13 protein-coding genes and 1 pseudogene are annotated in these 18138 nt (G+C 58.6%); 1 reads left to right on the top strand and 13 read right to left on the bottom strand.

Annotation, left to right across the window (positions count from 1 at the left end; genetic code table 11):
* Positions 1-38 precede the first annotated feature (38 nt).
* From CJ255_RS02865 to CJ255_RS02830, 8 genes and pseudogenes are all read right to left on the bottom strand, one after another.
* The gene (locus tag CJ255_RS02865) at positions 39-1556 is read right to left on the bottom strand and encodes an MFS transporter (protein ID WP_097642593.1); all 1518 of its coding nucleotides are present in this window, start codon (positions 1554-1556) and stop codon (positions 39-41) included.
* A gap of 249 nt (positions 1557-1805) precedes the next feature.
* Positions 1806-2564, bottom strand: a complete 759-nt coding sequence (locus tag CJ255_RS02860) for an LppX_LprAFG lipoprotein (RefSeq protein ID WP_097642592.1) — start codon at positions 2562-2564, stop codon at positions 1806-1808.
* 5 nt (positions 2565-2569) lie between these two features.
* The gene (gene vapB, locus CJ255_RS02855; protein ID WP_097642591.1) at positions 2570-2785 is read right to left on the bottom strand and encodes a type II toxin-antitoxin system antitoxin VapB; all 216 of its coding nucleotides are present in this window, start codon (positions 2783-2785) and stop codon (positions 2570-2572) included.
* Between the two features lie 125 nt (positions 2786-2910).
* Entirely contained in the window at positions 2911-3339 is a 429-nt protein-coding gene (locus CJ255_RS02850; RefSeq protein WP_097642590.1) for a type II toxin-antitoxin system VapC family toxin, read from the bottom strand.
* A complete protein-coding gene (locus CJ255_RS02845) occupies positions 3336-3647 on the bottom strand; it encodes a hypothetical protein (protein WP_124681791.1) in 312 nt (103 codons plus the stop codon). Before CJ255_RS02845 ends, CJ255_RS02850 begins: the two co-directional genes overlap by 4 nt.
* 119 nt (positions 3648-3766) lie before the next feature.
* Entirely contained in the window at positions 3767-4591 is an 825-nt protein-coding gene (locus tag CJ255_RS02840) for an exonuclease domain-containing protein (protein ID WP_097642588.1), read from the bottom strand.
* Positions 4588-5844 (bottom strand): SH3 domain-containing protein, encoded by a 1257-nt coding sequence (locus CJ255_RS02835; protein ID WP_174714046.1) that lies wholly within the window; start codon positions 5842-5844, stop codon positions 4588-4590. Before CJ255_RS02835 ends, CJ255_RS02840 begins: the two co-directional genes overlap by 4 nt.
* Positions 5845-6043: 199 nt before the next feature.
* A pseudogene (locus tag CJ255_RS02830) lies at positions 6044-6184 on the bottom strand (DUF4058 family protein); the annotation flags it as partial.
* Between the two features lie 140 nt (positions 6185-6324).
* Here CJ255_RS02830 and CJ255_RS23280 point away from each other — a divergent pair.
* Positions 6325-10056, top strand: a complete 3732-nt coding sequence (locus tag CJ255_RS23280; protein ID WP_165774535.1) for a S8 family serine peptidase — start codon at positions 6325-6327, stop codon at positions 10054-10056.
* A gap of 198 nt (positions 10057-10254) precedes the next feature.
* Here the strand turns inward: CJ255_RS23280 and CJ255_RS02820 are convergent, their stop codons facing one another.
* From CJ255_RS02820 to CJ255_RS02795, 5 genes are all read right to left on the bottom strand, one after another.
* Positions 10255-11784 carry a CheR family methyltransferase gene (locus CJ255_RS02820; RefSeq protein ID WP_245863145.1) on the bottom strand — a complete coding sequence of 510 codons (1530 nt, stop codon included), beginning with the start codon at positions 11782-11784 and terminating at the stop codon, positions 10255-10257.
* A 2-nt stretch (positions 11785-11786) separates the two neighbouring features.
* Positions 11787-12860, bottom strand: coding sequence for a chemotaxis-specific protein-glutamate methyltransferase CheB (gene cheB, locus CJ255_RS02815; protein ID WP_097642584.1), 1074 nt, complete (start codon positions 12858-12860; stop codon positions 11787-11789).
* Positions 12861-12980: 120 nt separating this feature from the next.
* On the bottom strand, positions 12981-13442 hold the full coding sequence (locus tag CJ255_RS02810) for a chemotaxis protein CheW (protein WP_097642583.1): 462 nt from the start codon (positions 13440-13442) through the stop codon (positions 12981-12983).
* A gap of 53 nt (positions 13443-13495) precedes the next feature.
* Positions 13496-16009, bottom strand: a complete 2514-nt coding sequence (locus CJ255_RS02805) for a hybrid sensor histidine kinase/response regulator (protein WP_097642582.1) — start codon at positions 16007-16009, stop codon at positions 13496-13498.
* Positions 16010-16256: 247 nt separating this feature from the next.
* On the bottom strand, positions 16257-18092 hold the full coding sequence (locus tag CJ255_RS02795) for a HAMP domain-containing methyl-accepting chemotaxis protein (RefSeq protein ID WP_097642581.1): 1836 nt from the start codon (positions 18090-18092) through the stop codon (positions 16257-16259).
* Positions 18093-18138 lie beyond the last annotated feature (46 nt).

Raw genomic sequence — 18138 nt, 5'->3', positions numbered from 1 at the left:
TCGGCTGTTCAAATGGTAACATGATGCCATAAAGGGTGTCAATGCTCGCGGATGGACCCCGACATGGCTGCTGCCACCACGAGGCCCAAGAGGATGGCAAGGGCCCCAAAGCTGAAGGTCTCGCTGATGACGGCGCTGGCAATGTTCATCAGGAAGAGTGCGGGATCGCTCCAGACTAAGGGATCATCTGCACCAGCGCGGCGCAAGGCATCTTGGCGCTGCACGCCCCACATGGTTAAGAGCGCCACCCCAATGGTCATGCCGACGAGCCGCAGGGCGATGACGATGGCCGCAACGCCTCCGCGCCGGTCGCGGGTGGCTGCGCGAATGACCGCGTCGGCGGCGGGGGCGATCACGAGGCCCAGCCCCAGACCAGTCACAATGAGTTGGAAGACCATGATTTGGTAGCTACTGAGCGCGTTCCAGCCGCTCATGAACAGGTAGCCGCTACCCGCGAGGGCGAGGCCCAACATCACAACCGGACGGTCGCCCCAACGCCCGGCAAGGAAACCACCCGGTAGCGCGGCTACGGCCATGCTTAAGGTGAGGGCCGACAGCACCCAACCAGTATCCCATGCGGCGCGGCGCAGCACTTCGGGGTCGTGGGCTTCAAAGAGCAGCAGGCGGGTATTGATGAAGAGGGGCACATTGGTAATGGCTAGAGCCAGCGCAAACCCCACCAGCACATTCACGAGACATGCCGCCGCCGCCGAGCGGTCGCGGAAGAGGCGTAGATCAAGCAGGGGATCGCGGGCACGCCGCTCCCACCAGACAAAGAGCGCCAGCAAGATGATGGCCAATCCGACCATTGGCAGGGCGTAGGGCGGTGGGCCAACCCGCTCACCATAGAAATCGGTTGCACCCAGTTCAGCACCGGCGGCCAAGCCCAGATTGAGCGCCGTGAGGCTGGCGCTGATCAGCAGAGTCCCGAGCCAATCGAAGCTGCCACTGCTGCGGCGTTGGGGCACATGGCGCAGCGCCCACCAGGTCAGTACCAGGGCCACGAGACCAATGGGCAGATTGATCCAGAAGAGCAAACGCCAATCATCAAAAATTCGCATCAGCACGCCACCATAGAGGTGGCCCACCATCCAACCCGCCGTATCCACAGCCCCAATGAAGCCCAAAGCGGCTGCCCGTGCCGTTGGCGGAAAGATGTCACTCACCAGCGCCATGCTCACCGGCACGAGCGCTCCTGCGCCCAGGGCTTGCACCACGCGCCCAAAGATCAGCCACGCTAGGCTGGGGGCCGTAGCCACCTGCACAGAGCCCACCAGAAAGATCACGAGGCACACCATGTAGACACTGCGTCGGCCCAACAGATCAGAGAGGCGTCCTACAAAGATCATACTGACGGTATAGGCCAACAGGTAGCCGGTTACCACCCACGAAGCCCGTCCCAACTCGGTATCGAGTGAGAGTTGCAGGTCGAGCATAATTTTGGGCAACACCGCACTGACCACCGTCAGATCGACCGCCCCAACAAAGATGGCCACCGAGACAAGGATTAGGGTTAGGCGCGGATCAACGGATGCTTTGGGGGAATCTGTATGCATGGGGGGTGGTGCGGTGGCTCGGTGGCTCGGTGGCTTCGACAGGCTCAGCCACCGAGCCCGCGTGACGCTGGCTGAGCCTGTCGAAGCCAGCTTGTCGAAGCTAGCCTGTCAAAGCCAGCCTGTCGAAGCCAGCTTGTCGAAGCCACAACGAACTTTTTTGCGCTAACAGCTTTCTTTCTTCCGGTTTGGCGGCTTCGCCGCCAAACCGGAAGAAAGAAAGCGAGTTTGGGGCGTAGCCTCAACGTAGCCCTACTCACACACAATGGGCGCACGGACATCCACATGCTTGCCATAATCGCGGAACATGAGCGTCCAAGTGGTCGCTTCGTCCGTTTCTGGGGGGCCATCAACCAAGACGAGCTGGGTGAGTTGTAGGCTCTCACGGTCGGCCCAGAGCTCAACGCTGACCTGAGCGCGGCCTAATAGCCCGAGGCTAATGCTTTGGAGCTGTTCGGCATCCATGACTCCACGCAGGTGGTAGTGTTCACGGCCAGCGAGTTGCTCATAGCCGACCAGTTCAACCTGATCGAAACCCTCTTGCAGCAGATACTCAATCCCTTGGTCGGGGGCGAAGAGGATGGCGGGATCAAAGCTCAGATCGGGGTCTACGCAGACCCACTGGCGCGTAAGGGGGTTGGTCAGATACTGGCGGCCCTCAAATGAGACCGTGCGCAGCTCGGATACCGCTGTTGCGCCCACGGTTACCTGAAGCAAGGCCAGCACCCCATCGGGGCGTTGCAGGTCACCCTGCATGCGGTTGAGCAGCATCAAACCAGCGCTATCAAGGGCAACCGGATAGCCACTCAGAGTCAACTCAAAGCCAACACTCTGGCTCGCCAGGGTGGCACGTCCAATCGCCGCACTCAACTCACGAGGGGTTGGCGTAGGGGTCAGGGCAGCGTCATCAGGTGGTGTAGCCTCGCTGGTGCAGGCAGCAAGGATGAGGGTGAGGCAGAAGAGCAGAATGAGTTGGGGGATATTATGTTGATTGTAACCAGTCTTCAACATGTTGCTCACTGCTCAAGCTCAGGCTGATCGCGCTCTGCCATAAAATCATCAGAAAAGAGGGCAAGACTCTCAATGAGCGGATCCCAAGATTCTTTTTCAGGAATCAACATGACCGCATTTCCCATTCTTTTTAGATATACTTTTGAACCATGAAAACGATACTCTTTTGGTAAACGAACAGCCTGATTTTTGCCATTCTGAAAAAGCTTTGCGGTATCCATTGCTCTGCTCCAAGATATGGCTTCAGTTGGAGGAAGTATACGCCTAGCATGATGATTTAGCAAGGTTACATCATGGGTGATGAAGCACCCTCACCCACCCCGCGCCGCCCGCTTCTCCGCCAGTCCTAAACGGACAACGACCAGTCCTCAGTGATCAAACCAGGCACAAGGCCAAAATCGCGCTGGTTTCGTGTCGCTAGGGTCGCTTGTCTCGTGAGGCAGATCGCAGCAATACGGAGATCCTGGGTGCCAATGCGGATTCCTTGTCGGCGCAACATATCGAATTGTGCGGCTGCAGCCGCATCATAGGACAGGATCTGAACTGTAGCAAAGAACTGCATAGCCTCGCGGAGTCGTTCATATTCACGGGCAGCGTCAATCTGAGTTTTTGCTCGTCGAATGACCGCCAGCCGACCTTGCAACTGTTCATCCACCGTGATAATCGTCACGGCCCTCTGTGCAACAGGGATCGATCTCAGGCGGGTTATCACGAGCGAATGCCCACGTTGCAACAACGATAGGTGATCGGTATCCAGAATGTAGAGCGGATTCATGGATCGGTATGCTCCGCATCAATTGCGGCCCGATATTCGGCCATCGCTTGTTGAAACGCATCCCACGAGGGATCATGCGCCCAGATGCCAGCCGTACGCAGCCAGGGGTCATCTGACGGAACAGTCGGCAGGGGCACATCAACCTGGACGATATGGCTGTGGGCATGCAACTCGGCTAGGGTCGTTCGCAGCGCCGCAATCGCTTCAGCTTCGCTTGCCCCCGAAGCAACCACGTTTGCAAGCGCCAGGGCACGGGCTGAGTAACGATTATCTGCGTGGCGTGTGATCAGGACAGATGTGGTCATCATGCACCTCGGTAGCTCATGATGTAACGGCAGTTGTTCTCTCTTGTTTGTCTGGCACGCACAGTATAGCTTACCATGCGCTTCTGAAGCTACGGATGGCTCACGAATCATGGGTGTACGAGCTACCCCTCTAGCAACTCCATATGCTGAATCTTTGCGAGGGCGAAGGTTCGCACATCTTGGCGCAGTTCACAGAAGGCACGCAGGTAGGTGCCGTTGCGCTCTTGGGTGAGGTAGTGGGGATAGATGATTCGTGCGGTAGGTTCGGGGGTGCTGCGCGAGCTATAGATGATGCGTAGGGGGCGCTGGGTCGCTAGAGCGGCAGCAATGAGGGGAGGCGGCTCTGGTTCGGGGTCGTCGGGGCGCAGGCCACGCTCGAAGCGCAGGGCAGCGGTGAGGGTCGTGATGCCCTGTGCGGCCATGAGTTCGCGCAGGTGGTGGAAGAGCGCCCGCATAGCCAAGACATCGGCCATGGCGCGGTGGCTTGGGCGTAGCAGCCCCAACTCACTACAGAGGGCGGTGAGGTTATAGGATTGGCAGCGCAGCAGACGCCGAGCCAAGATGAGCGTATCGAGGCTTGGCTCGTTCAGGCGGGGCTGACCGAGGGCGACAAGCTCATGGTTGAGGAAGGCGAGATCGAAGGCGAGGTTATGGCCCACGGCGACAGCCGCAGTGCTGAGTTCAACCACGCTGGGAGCGACGCTAGCAAAGGGTGGAGCGTTTGCGAGTTGTGCATCGTTCAGCCCATTCACCGCTGCTGCCTTGGGATCGAGCGGACGGCCTGGATTGAGGAGCGCATCGAGTTGGCCCTCTTCCCGACCGGCCCGCTCGCGCAGCATGGCCACTTCACAGATACGATGGCCAAACTGAGGATTGAGCCCAGTTGTTTCAAGATCAATAAAGACCAACGGGAGATCACTGAGGGGAGTGCTATGCAGATGGCTCATGGAGCCACCGGCACAGCATTGGCCACTTCAGGCGGAATACCCAAGAGGCTCGAGACGACCCAACCCTCATCGTTACGCACGGTACGCACTTCGTACCAATCGCCCGCCTCGGTACGGCTCAAGAGTTGCACCACCTCATTCAGATTGACCGTACCGATCTGATTAGCTCCGGGGATGGGTTCATCAACAACTGAGCCAGCGATAAAGACCGTCACCACATTGGCAACCGGAACTTGCAGACCGGGCGGCACACTGATCAGGCTCACAGAGACCCAACCCACCTCATCGCGCACGGTACGCACCAGATACCAGAGGGCATTGGGGGTACGCTCAAGCACCTGCACCTGCTCGCCAGCATTGATGCCACCAACCACATTATCGGCAAGGAAGGGGAGGCCGCGCACATTACCGCCATTGGTCACGATAGCTTCCGGGCCAGTGGGCAGATCGGTTTCAGGTTCAGGGGTAGGCTCAGGTTCCGGCTCGTCCTCCGATTCGGGAGTGGCGGTAGGGGTTGGTGAGGGCTGCGGGGTGGGCGAGGGCGTTGGGGTTGCCGTGGGCGCTGGCGTGCGTTCAAAGAAGTTATTGGCGATGCCACTCAACTCAGGCACAACCAGCACATACTCATTGCTGGTAACCCCCGATTCATCGGAGACAACCACCGTATAGGTGCGCCCCTCAACAGGCTGAGGTGCATTAGCAGCCCGTTCAACCTCAAAACTCGCCTGATTATTACGCACTTGACCAGTCGCAGAAGCGGGATCAAACCATGCAAACGGCTCACCATCTTCAAGCATCTGAGCGGTCACTGGGTCACCATTTGCCATTCCGGTTGTTCGCACCACCACATTGACCGTGAGGGGATCAGGCAGAATCACGGTAGCATCACGCAAATTGAGCGTAATTGGGATAGGCGTGGGGGTCGGGGGTAATTCGGGTTCACCAGGGGCACGGAAGAAGAGCAACAGAGCCACCAGTCCCAAGATAATAAGGATAGGCACAAGGATAATCAGAATCCGCCCGGCCAATGAAAGGCGCGCAAAACGCTCACGCCAATCCTTCGGCTCCTCCTCAAGCGGCAACGAGGTATAATCCACCGGCCCTCCTAAATTGGTTGCAGCGTCATCGCCAGCATCGGCTTGATTGCTTCGCATCCGGCGCACGGCAAAAAAGACCCCAACCAAGATGAGGATGCCCACCACAATGAGGGCAATGACAAGTGGTAACGCCAACCCACCAGCTTGATTTTGCATGAGCCTCCTGGGACAATGCGCGGTAGCGGTGAAATTTGTAACTGAGTTACAAATTATCACCATTATGATATGACAACGTGCCTTGTTCTGCAAGCCGTTGGTTTATGTTTAGGGCTGCCGCCCCACAACCCGTCTTGGGGTTACGCCCCAAACCCCAGGTTTTGTTCCGTGTTGGCGGCTTCGCCGCCAACACGGAACAAGGGGTGATCTGAGCGATGTAGTTTGGCACGATTCGTGCTTGCAAATGATCACATATCGCAGTAATCATGCGATGGTGTACATCCGGCCAGAGGCTGGTGCGCTCAAGGTAGGGATCCATACCAGGGAAAGGAGGGTTCATTTTTTTCTCCGCTATCTGGAGGATGCGCGAAGCAGCGATGAGCAGCGCTGGTTGCGCTTTCCTATCCCCTGTATTTTACCATCAACATAGCACGTTGGGGCTGTCATAACATCTGCTAGATGTCTCCAAGGAGGGACGCTATGGGTTACCGTTATGCGCCACTCTCTTCCGTCTTGCTGATCGTTCTCCTCGTGCTTACTGCGTGTACGTCGGTTGCGCCTGCTGCACTCGTGCCTTCTGAGGTTGCGGTGGCGCAAGATTTTGCCACTTTGCCTGAGTTGCGTCAGCATGTCCAGGCGGAGGGCCAGGTGCCCGTTTTGGTCGAGTTTGCCGTACCCAATCTCGCTGCCGCCCCCGATGATGCGGCCCATATTGCAGCGATTGCCCACGAGCGCGACGCGCTGCTCCAACGCCTTGGCCCCCATGCCCAACACAACCTCAAGACCTACGACTACTTCCCACTCATTGCGCTCACGGTTGATCCTGCCGGTCTTGAAGCCCTCGCCGCTGATCGCCAGGTTACGGCCCTTGAAAAAGATCGCGTTGAGTTCCCTGAACTTAATGATAGCGTTGGGCAGATCCGTGCCGATTTTAACCATATTGCGGCCTATACCGGGGCTGGGCAGACGATTGTGATTCTTGATACAGGGGTGGATCGTTTTCATCCCGATCTTGCAGGCAAGGTTGTCTCAGGCGCATGCTACTCCACCAATGATCCAGCCAATGGGATCAGTTCAACCTGTCCAGGTGGGGTGACAAGTGCAACGACCATTGCCTCTAGTGGTGCCTGCACTGGCTCCGATAGCTGCTCACATGGCACGCATGTAGCCGCCATTGCCGCCGGGGTTGCACCGAGTGCCACAATCATCTCGATACAGGTCTTTTCACTCCGCAACGATCCTGCTGCCTGTAGTGCTGCCAACCGCACCAATCCCTGCGTTACCAGCTATGTCTCCGACCAAATAGCGGGGCTCAACCGCGTCTTTGCGCTACGCAACGCCTTTAATATTGCGGCGGTCAATATGAGCCTTGGTGGCGGACGCTTCTCCAATATTGCGATCTGCGATACGCAGAACATTACACGCCTTAGTGCGGTGCAACAACTACGCAACGCGGGGATTATTACGGTAGCGGCAACGGGCAATGCACGCTTCACCGATAGCCTGAGCGCTCCCGCATGTATCAACAATGTCTTTAGTGTTGCCGCGATTGATAAAGAAGATAATGTTGCTGCGTTCTCCAACCTCGCATCCTTCGCTGATGTTTTTGCTCCAGGGGTAGCCATTCATGCTGCTGTACCTGGGACTGGTCTGCCGCCACCACGCGAGAGCTTGAATGGCACTTCGATGGCCGCACCGCATGTTGCTGGGGCGATTGCCCTGTTACGCCAAGCTCAACCCAATGCAACGGTGTTGCAGATCCTCAATGCACTGCGTAATTCCGGCCCCTTGATTAGCGATAATCGCCTTGCTGATCCGGCCAACAATATTCCGGCTGGTTCGGTTACCAAACGGCGGATTGACACCTTCCAGGCGCTCTGCCAACTGATTACCTGTGATGCCGACGATTTCCGCATCATTCAGGCCAATCAGAGCTTGAATGGCGCGATCAGTCCGGCCAATGATGTAGACAACTACTACTTCTTTGGCCAAGTGGGCGACCGCATCACCCTACGGCTCAATCGCACGAGTGGTAATCTCAATCCTTTCCTTGAACTCTTTAGCCCTAACAATATTCGGGTGGCCTTCAATGCCAATGGTGGCGGCGGAGTCAACGCGCTCATCAATAGTTACACCCTGCCGCAGAGTGGACGCTATGTCATTCGTGTCCGTGGCCTCACTGGTACGGGCAACTACCAACTGATTGCGAGTCGTGACAGTGTGCCACTCAATCCTAGCCCGCGCATTACCCGCCTCAGTCCAAGTTCAGCCACCGCAACGCCCTTTGGCTCCGATTTCTGGGTGGCTATTCATGGTCACGGCTTTATGCCTCAATCGGAGGTGCGCTGGAATGGAGCCTTACGCTCCAAGTTCTACAGTAGCCCCAACCTGATCTACATCCGCGTGCGCGGGAGCGACATCAGCCTGTTGCCCGTGCCGCCACGTCTCGCCTTCGTCAGTGTACGTAATCCTACACCTGGTGGTGGCAATTCCAACAACTTCCCCTTCAGCGTTACCGTGCCCTTCTTGGGTGAAACTGAATTGGTAGCGCCATCGTCGGGCAGTAGTGTGGAAGCAGGGCTGCGCCAGACCTTTGTGATCAGTTGGACCCACCCAACCGATTCGTGGCGCACGATGCAGCGCATGGATTTGCGCTTGCGCGATCCCGAAAGTGGCCATGTGGCCCTTTGGATGCGTGTCGTCGAACGGCCCAACGACCCAACTGAGCCCTTTACCAGTACCACCTTCCGCCTGCTTGATGCTACTGCGGGCAGTGGCCCCTCGGAAGATGAGTTTGCTACGGCGCTCGAAGGTGTGCCGGGCAATGGGCCCGACCTCAGTATCCCCGGCTTGGTGACGATTCACATGGATGAGAGCAGTTTCTTTGGTTCAGGCATGACTGCCACCATGTCGCCAACGGTCAGCTTTGATCCATCCTTGGTGGGCGTCTACAACATTGAGTTTGAGGTGGACAGCAAGACGCCACTTGATGAGTTTGGCAACCTGCAGAAGGACGATGTGTTAGGCACCTTCCACATTCTGCCGGTTGGTTGTAGTATGGCAATTAGTGACCTGAGTCTGAGCGGGCCAAGCAGGGGTAGCGTTGGCAACAGTTACGGCTTTAGTGCCAGTGTAGCGCCAATGACCGCCACGACTCCGATTAGTTACACTTGGACACCTGAACCGCTCAGTGGGCAGGGGACGCCCGACGCAACCTTCAGTTGGGACGAAGCGGGCGAGCATGCGGTCGGGCTGAACGCGACCAACTGTGGTGGTTTTGCAGCCGCGATTGCCGATGTAGCAATCAGCAGCCAAGAGGCGCCAGCGTTGGCATTAAGCCTTGAAGCACCACCCAGCGTTGTTGCAGGCGCAACCTTCAGCTACACGCTCACGCTACGCAACAGTGGGGCGCTCACGGCCACGAACCTGACGATCAGCGCACCTGTGCCAGCGGGGGCCGAGTACCTCAGTGGCGGCACGCTGGTGGGCAATGTTGTGCAGTGGAATCTAGCCGAAGAACTTGGCGGCTTTGGGGCGACGACCACTGTGAGTTACAGCCTTCGGGCCACGAGCGACCTGAGCGCCACTGGTGCAATGGCAAGCTCTGGCAATGCGCCCACCGCCATGGCACCCGGCCCGATCACCACCAGCGTTGTGGCAGCCCAAGCCATGCTCAGCCTCACCGAGGCAACCCTCTTGAGCAGTGAGGGCATCAGCCTCACCGTGCCTGGTGGAGCGATCTTTGAGGAGACGCACTTGGCCCTACGCCAACTGGCAGCTCCGAGCCAACCGTTGCCCACAGGCTTTGCTGCACGTAGCCCTAGTTGGCAACTGAGTGCCTATCAGAACGGTACGAACGTCGGCAGCATAACCTTCTTTGCGCCTATCACTCTCACTCTCACCGCCACTATGCAGCTTACGAACAGCACTGCTCTGTTGGAAAACAACCCCATGCCTACCGAAGCCATGCTCTACCAACGCAGTGCCACCACATGGCAAGAGGTCACCATGTGTAGTGCAGTCAACGACCAGTTTACCTGCACCCTCCCAAGTGGCGCGACCACAGGCGAGTATATCCTGCTCGTGCCTATGGCTGATCCCGATCCTGACCCTGACCCTGACCCCGATCCTGATCCTGACCCTGACCCCGATCCCGATCCCGATCCTGAGCCAGAGCGGGAGGTGGTCTACTTGCCACTGGTGGTACGGTGAGGTGAATTATGAGTGGTGAGTGGCGAAACTGCGGACAGAACACATGCTCCTGAAGTTACAGCTAGGGCTTTGGGATGCTCTGAATGGCCCTCACCCCCTACCCCCTTCGGCAAGCGGCCCCTGAGCTTGTCGAAGGGCAGGGCACCGCCTCTCCCACGTTGTGGGAGAGGGGCGAAGGCATCACAGTTTTATTGTTCCCTACCTATTCAACAACTCCAACTGGGCCCGCACATAGGCGCTCAGTTCGGCGGCGGTGGTATCGTCGGTGCCAGCGATGGCCTTATCGGGGGGCATGCGGTCGAGTTGATAGAGGGCGCTGCGGAGGCCACGGCGCGCCTCGGCGAGGTGGCCAGTCTGGCGCCAGACGTTGGCCATGCCGATGCTCCCAAGTACCCAGGTGGGTTCGAGGTAGACGCTGCGCCGATAGGCGCTAAGGGCGGCATCAAGTTCGCCGAGGTGTTCGAGGATTTGGCCGAGTAGGTAGTGGCCCGCTGCTTGGAGGGGATCAACCGAGAGGGCCGCTTCTACACTTGCACGGGCGCTACGCCAATCGCCACGGTTGGCCGCCTCGCGCCCGGGGGCCAAGAGGTCGGGACGGGCCGCAGGTCGGCTCACATTGGTCTCTGTGGGTGCAGCCTGAGTTGTGATGGGCGCAGCCTGAGTTGTAGTGGGCTGCACGACTGCAGGAACATGCCGGGGGGCGAGATTTGGGGCGGGCAGTTGGATCGGCGGTAAGCTGGGTGCAGGCAGGGCGACTGCTGGTTTACCGGGGCTAACCGTCACGAAGGCCGGGGCGTTCAGGGGTTTGCGATAGAGAACCGAACCAGGCACATTGTGGGTCTCGAAGGCGCGATAGATGTCGGCGTGGGGTTCGGCATGGCCAACAATGAGCCAGCCTCCCGGCGCGAGGGCAGCGTAGAAGCGTTGCACCACTTGGCGCGTGGTGGCCTCATCGAAATAGATGGTCACATTGCGGCAGACGATCAGATCGAGGGCGACGGTGCCATTGGTGACGGCAGGATAGCAGGCTTCGGCAAGATTGAGGCGCGCAAAGATGATTTGACGGCGCAAGTCGGCATTGAGGCGCCAGCGTGTTCCTTCAGGGGTAAAGAAGCGTGCGCGTAGCGCTTCGGGTGTCTCGCGGAATGACCAGTTGCCATAGAGCGCTTCGCGGGCGCGTTGCAAGAAATGGGGGTTGATGTCGGTGGCGAGGATGCTCACTTGCCATTCGGGCTGGGCAGGCAAGAGATCAGCGAGCAGCATCGCCAAGGAATAGGGTTCCTCGCCAGTGGCACAACCGGCACTCCAGAGCCGCAGGCTGCGCACGGGGCCACGGCGTTCCATCAGGTCAGGGATGATCTGTTGCCGCAACGCGGCAAACTGGGCCCCATTACGAAAAAAATAGGTCTCGCCAATCGTCAACTGGATAATCGCCATATCCCAAATCGTCCCACCGTCGGCCATCCCGCGATAGAGGTTCTCCAGATTTTCTAGGCCACAGGTATTGGCGGCCTGGGTAAGGCCGTGGGCCAGATCGCTCCGGCGGCGCTCCGGGTAGTGCAAGCCCGCACGTTCGAGTAAGAGATCGCGGAAGCGTCGGTAGAGATCGTCGTTCAGATCCATAGCATAATACCATTTACGATTGTAGATTGTAGATTGTAGATTGTAGATTGTAGATTGTAGATTGTAGATTGTAGATTGTAGATTGTAGATTGTAGATTGCCGCAAACTTATTTTCTATTTTCTATTTTCTCGTTTCTGTTGTTGGAAATAGTGGTCAAAACCGCACCAGCGAGACCACCAAGGGGCAGCATCTGGACAACTGCCCCGGCGGCTTGGGCGGCGTGGGGCATTCCGAAGACGACACAGGTGGCTTCATCTTGGCCCAAGGTGGGGGCGCCGGCTTGGCGTAGATGCAGCAAACCAATGGAACCATCATCGCCCATGCCGGTCAGGATGACGCCGATGGCGCGGGCGCCGTAGGCGTGGGCAACCGAACCAAAGAGCACATCGGCACTTGGGCAGTAGCGATCATCGGGGCGATTGGGGCGCGGACGGGCAAATTGGCGTCCTACCACCTCAAGATGGGCATCATCAGGAGGGAAGTAGATCCAGCCAGGCAGGAGACGTGTTTCGCCGGTGAGAATCGCAGTACGCAGGGGCACCACGGTATCAAGCCAATCCACTAGGGCACCCGTAAAGCCACGGGCGATATGTTGGGCCACCACAATCGGCAAGGGGAAGTTGGCTCCTAAGCCAGCAAAGAGCGCTTGCAACGCTGCTGGCCCGCCAGTCGAGGAGGCTACCGCCAAGATTTCGGGCGCCCCAACCCCGTTGACCCGCAGTTGCGGCGCGATCACCACCGGAGGGCGAGGGGCATGGCGTGTCACCACGCGAACCCCGGCCATCAGCCGCAACATACGCAGGAAGGTATCACGCTCCTCGCCACTCGTAGCAGTCAAGAGGCTGCCTGGTTTACGCACGACCGCCAGCGCACCAGCAGCCAACGCTTGCATCGAACGCCGGTCGGCATCGCCGGCACTATTGCTAAACATCACAATCGGCGTAGGGCAACGCTGCATGATCTGGCGCGTCGCCTCATAGCCGTCCATAACCGGCATATGGATATCCATAGCTACCACGCTGGGACGCAACGTTTCGGTGACGCGAACCGCAGTACTCCCATTATCGGCGGTGCCAACCACCTCAAAGCCGCCTGCACGCTGCAAAAGACTCACAATTAACTCACACTGTGCAGGCGAGTCTTCTACCACCAGCACCCGAATGGGCCGCTGCTGATCCATATTTACCTCTGTATAAGAAATAGGATATAGGAAATGGGATATAGGAAATAGTTTTCCGATACCCTTACCGACGGTACGTTATGAATACATACCATTGTAGCAGACAGGTAGCACCAAGGTTCACGCAGTCCGCTGGGCGCGCATAACTAAGACTGCTGGGTCAAGCACAACCGCTGTTTCAGCACCGTCGCGCAGGAGGCCAACCACCAGCGCATCGCCGCCGTTCACAGCGGCGAAGCTACCGGAGGGATAGTGGCGCACAATATCTACGGCATCAACCAGCAATCCGCCTTCCGCTTGGCCATCACCGCTGGCGTTGAGGATGATTACTTGACTCTCGATGCTTATTGCGCTTGTTTCGCCCAAAATGATCCGCGCATCAAGCACAGGAATGAAGGTACTACGCAGATTGAGCATCCCACACATGCCCGGCGGCGCCCCCGGCACCACCGTCAGGGCCGGCAGGCGTACCACTTGCAACACCGCACTGAGCGGCAACGCATAGATCTGGCGTCCTACTTTGAAGGTGACCACTAAGGGTGCATCGGTTGAACTTGGTGTGGGTTTCGCTTCGATCATCATGGCAAGCTCCCATGCTTTGGGGCTTGGCCCCAACCCCGAACAGAATAAAAAAGCTAGATCAATTGGGCAATGGTATCCAACAGCGTCTGCTGATCAAACGAACGTTTGATAATATAGGCATCGGCACCGGCCTCTACGCCGCGCTCGCGGTCGGCGGCGCTGTCGAGGGAGGTGACAAGCACGACGGGGAGGTGGCGGAGTTTGGTGTCAGAGCGCACCTGGGCTGTGAGGTCGAAGCCGTTGAGCCGTGGCATGTCAATGTCGCTCAACAGTAGGTCGCAGCCGCCGTCATCAGCCAAACGACGCAGTTCCTCAAGGGCCTCTTGGCCGTCGGTGGCGAGGCGCACCTGGTAGCCAGCGGCTTCAAGGATATTCTTTTCGAGCGTGCGGGTGGTAATCGAGTCGTCGGCTACCAGAATGAGCGGCATGCGCTGCTCCTGCTCTTCGTTCACCTCAAGGCTCAGGGAGCGTTGGGCGCCCGTTGTGGCGCGCACGAGATCTACTGCATCCAGAATGGGCACGACCCGCCCGTCGGCCAGGATGGTAGCCCCAGAGACGAAGCGGACACGCTGGAGCGGTGTGGGCAGCCGATGGACGACCAGTTCCTGTTCGCCCAGGATTGCTTCAACCAGACAGGCGATCTGGCGTTCGCCACTGCCGAGCAGTAGGGCTAGGCCGTGGGCGCTGTTGGCCCGATCACTGCCGAAGCCTAAGAGATCATCGAGGGTGGCGAGGGGGAGGGCCCGTTCGCCAAGGCGCAGGACTGGACGGCCTTCAAGTCTCTGGATTTGACCTGGTTCGGGCATGACGATGCGCTGCACAGCATCGAGGGGCAGGACGTAGATACCGCCAGCGGCACGCAGCAGCAGCCCGTGGGAACTGGTCAACGAGAGGGGCACATCAATCACGAAGCTGGTTGTCTTGCCCGGCTCAAACTGCACATTGACGCGCCCGTGCATACGTTCGACGCGGGTCCGCACGACATCCAGGCCCACGCCGCGCCCCGAAAGGGCGCTGACGGTCTGGCGAGTCGAGAAGCCCGGCAGAAAGATCAGGTCGTAGAGTTCGGCAGGGCTTGCCCGTTCGATCTCGACATTGTTCATCAAGCCGCTGGCGAGGGCGCGGCGCTTGATCCCCTCGTGGTCGAGGCCAGCGCCATCATCTTCAATCACGAGGCGCAAGCGGTCGCCACTCACTTCGGCATGGAGCGTAATCGTGCCAACCTCCGGCTTGCCCTTGGCGAGCCGCTCTTGAGGCGTTTCGATGCCGTGATCAACTGCGTTACGCAGCAGGTGCATCAGCACTTCGCGCAACTGCTCGAGGACCTGTCGATCAGCCTCAGCGCCCCGGTCATCCAGATTGAGCGCCACGCGCTTATTGGCTACACGGGCCATATCGCGCAACTGGAGGCGCAGCGGGTTGATCAGGGTCAGCAGGGGCAGCATACGGGTGCGCCGAATCTGACCATGCATGCGATCAGTCACTGCGGCCAGCCTCGTTTGATCCTCAGTAGCCTGACGCGCCAACTGATCGAGACTTGCCATGAGTTCGTTGATCAGCACATTGGCATGTTCGAGCGTATCAAGCAGCAACTCCTGCTCACTCGTTTCATGAATGGTCCTGCTTGAAGCCCCATTATTGGCCACGCGATCACTGAGATGGTGTACCACAGGCTGGAGGCTGGCACCATTGCCACGCATGCGCTTGAGGCTAGGACTGACACGCCGCCACATCCGCCGCCAGCGCGCCGGCAGGTCTTGCAACGTCTGGGCCTCACGGGCCAACTGACGCGCCCGCAGCGAGCATGTCATCAACTCACCAGCCTCATTCATCAACCCATCAAGCACAGTAATCGGCAGGCGCACCGTCTCATCGGCGGTTTGTGTCGGGCTACGGAGCGGTTCGGGCACAGGCGCTTGCGGCTCCACCTCCACCTCTGGCTCGGCAGCAGCAACAGGTTCTGGCGCAGGCACCGCAGCCGTCACGGCAGCCGGTGGTTCTGGCGCAGGCACCGCAGCCATCACGGCAGCCGGTGGTTCTGGAGGTACCTCTGAGACGGACGAGGGCTCAGAGGTGGGCGTGGCTTGCGGGGCGGTCGTGGCTTGCGAGGCGGACGGAGCCTCCGCCGCAGGAGACGCGGCAGCTTCAACTTCCGCGTGGGCGGCTTGCACAACCGCTGCCAACTGCTCTAGATTCGCATTATAGAGTGACGGTTCAGGCTCAACGCCGGGCGCAATCTGCTCCATGAGGCTCCCGATCAGATCGAGAGCCGCATAGATAGGATCGCAGCGTTCGGGAGTCAAGGCCAGTGAGCCTTGGCGCACCGCAGAGAAGATATCCTCAATCCGATGGGCAATCTGCTCGATACTGGCGACCCCAGCGGCCCGTGCGCCACCCTTAAGGCTATGGGCCTCACGGAAGAGTTGGTCGAGTACGGCACGCCGATCGGGGCGATCAGGCTCGCGCTCCAAGTCGAGCAACAGCTCGCCGACAGCCTGGCGGTGCTCGGCCTGCTCGGCCTTGAAGGCCGCAAAGACCTGGGCAATGATTTCGGCATCTGTCAGCATGGTGTTTTCTCACAAGCTTTGGGTTGGGGGTATGGGGGGACAGAACAGAGAACAAATGAACAGGGGGGGGGGACAGAACAGAGAACAAATGAACAGGGGAACAGAGATCTATTTAGTTTGTGTAACTATTCTTCTGTTCTTCTGTTCTTCTGTTCCTCTGTTCTTCTGTTCTTCTGTTCCTCTGTTCTTCTGTTCCTCTGTTCCTCTGTTCCTCTGTTCCTCTGTTCTTCTGTTCTTCTGTTCCTCATCACAGGCGATAGGTCGCCACAGTCTTCTGCAGAGTCTGCGAGAGGGCGTGCAGGTCTTGGGCGGCGCGTTCGGCCTGGCGCGTGGAGGCGAGGGCCTGGGTGGTGGCCTGCTGGATGCTGCCCATGGCTTGGCCAATCTGCTCCATGCCAGCGGTCTGCTGCTGGGCGGCAGCGGCCATCTGCACGTTGGCTTGGGCACCGCCTTCAACTTCGCTGGCAATGCGGTGAATGACCTGACCCGCTTGACCGGCCAGTTTCGCCCCGCTTTCAACCCCCTTGGTGCCCTCTTCGGTCACCAGCACGGCAGCGTTGGTAGCCTTCTGGATTTCGCTGAGGATTTCGCGCACCTGCTGGGTGGCATTCTTGGAGCGTTCAGCCAATTCACGGACATGCTGGGCAACGACGGCAAAGGACTTACCCTGTTCACCGGCGCGGGCGGCCTCAATCGCCGCATTGAGCGCCAGCAGGTTGCTCTGATCGGCCAACTCGCTCACCGTCGCCGTAATCGCACCAATCGCCTGGGTCTGTTCAGCGAGACCAAGGATGGTCTGGGCAATCGTCTCAACACGGGTACGGATCTGCGTCATGCCCGCAACCGTCTCCTCAACCGACTGGGTGCCTTGGCGGGCGGCATTCAGCGCATTCTGACTATCCTGAGCCACCTGCGCGGCCTGCTGGGCGGTCTGAAGCGCAATCGCCTTAACCTCCTCGATGGTGGTAGTGGTCTGGGTAATCGCTGCCGACTGTTCCGAGGCAGAGGCGGCCTGCTGGGTTGTAGCGGCCATAATCTCAGCGGCAGCGGCGGCGATATTGGCATTCGCCTCTTGCACCTGGCGGGTAATGCTATGCAAACCCTCAACCATCGCATTGAGATCGTGGCCAATGCGTTGCATATCATTATCGCCCTGGGGCGTCACGCGGGCGGTGAGGTCACCCGAAGCCACCTTGCTAATGAAGGCGCTATAGATATTGACCGCATCCTGGAGCGATTGGCGCATCTGGCGCTCCTGCTCATTGCGGGCCTCATCTATCGCACGGGCAGCCTGTTCTTTATCGCGGGCGATCCGTAACTGTTCAACCATCTTGTTGAACTGGCCCCCTAGATCGGCCAACTCATCGCCGCTATTCAGTTCCACTTGGCGCTCCAGATTACCGGAGGCCACATCGGTGGTCGCGGTGGCCAATTTGGCAATATTGCGCGCAATCATACTCGAGAGCACAAGGCCCAAGACCAAAGCCACCGTGAGTAGAATCCCAGAGAAGATGAAGATCATCATCTGCGATGCTTCATAGGCTTGTTGTACGGATGCCACCGCCGTCTCAGACTGGGCGACAACCACATTACGCAAATCCTGGGCACCATCCATCACGCGGTCAAAGTTCACACGCAAATCACCAAAGATCGCCTCAGCCGCCTCCTCATCACCGCGCTGGAAGGTTGGAATGAGTTCACTGTTAACGATCCGCACCATCTCGATCCACTCACTCCGGATCTTTTGATAGGCCGCCTCTTCTGCATCCTCAACAAAATATTGGGGATAGCGCTCGAGCAATTCGGTCATTGTTCGTTCTTCATCGGCCATTTCACTCAAAACGCGCCGGACTTGCTCCTGATCGCTATAGACGAGCAGCGAGGCTTGCAGCCCGCGATGGCGATTGATGGCCCGGCGCATGGCGAAGGTATCGGTGAGCGAAGGGATAATATTATCGCCAACAAATTCCGCCTGCTCGTTCATCTCCGCCATTTGGAAGAGGGAGACGCCGCTCAACGCGATCATCATGACCAACAGGATTCCGAAGGATAACAAGAGCTTGAGTCGAATGGAGAGTCGCATGGGACACCTCATTTGGGTAGGGAATTAGTGATGGAGACAAGGATGT

It is taken from the genome of Candidatus Viridilinea mediisalina (assembly GCF_002532535.1).
In the GTDB taxonomy this organism is placed as follows: Bacteria; Chloroflexota; Chloroflexia; order Chloroflexales; family Chloroflexaceae; genus Viridilinea; species Viridilinea mediisalina.
This window is presented reverse-complemented; position numbering and strand designations above follow the sequence as displayed.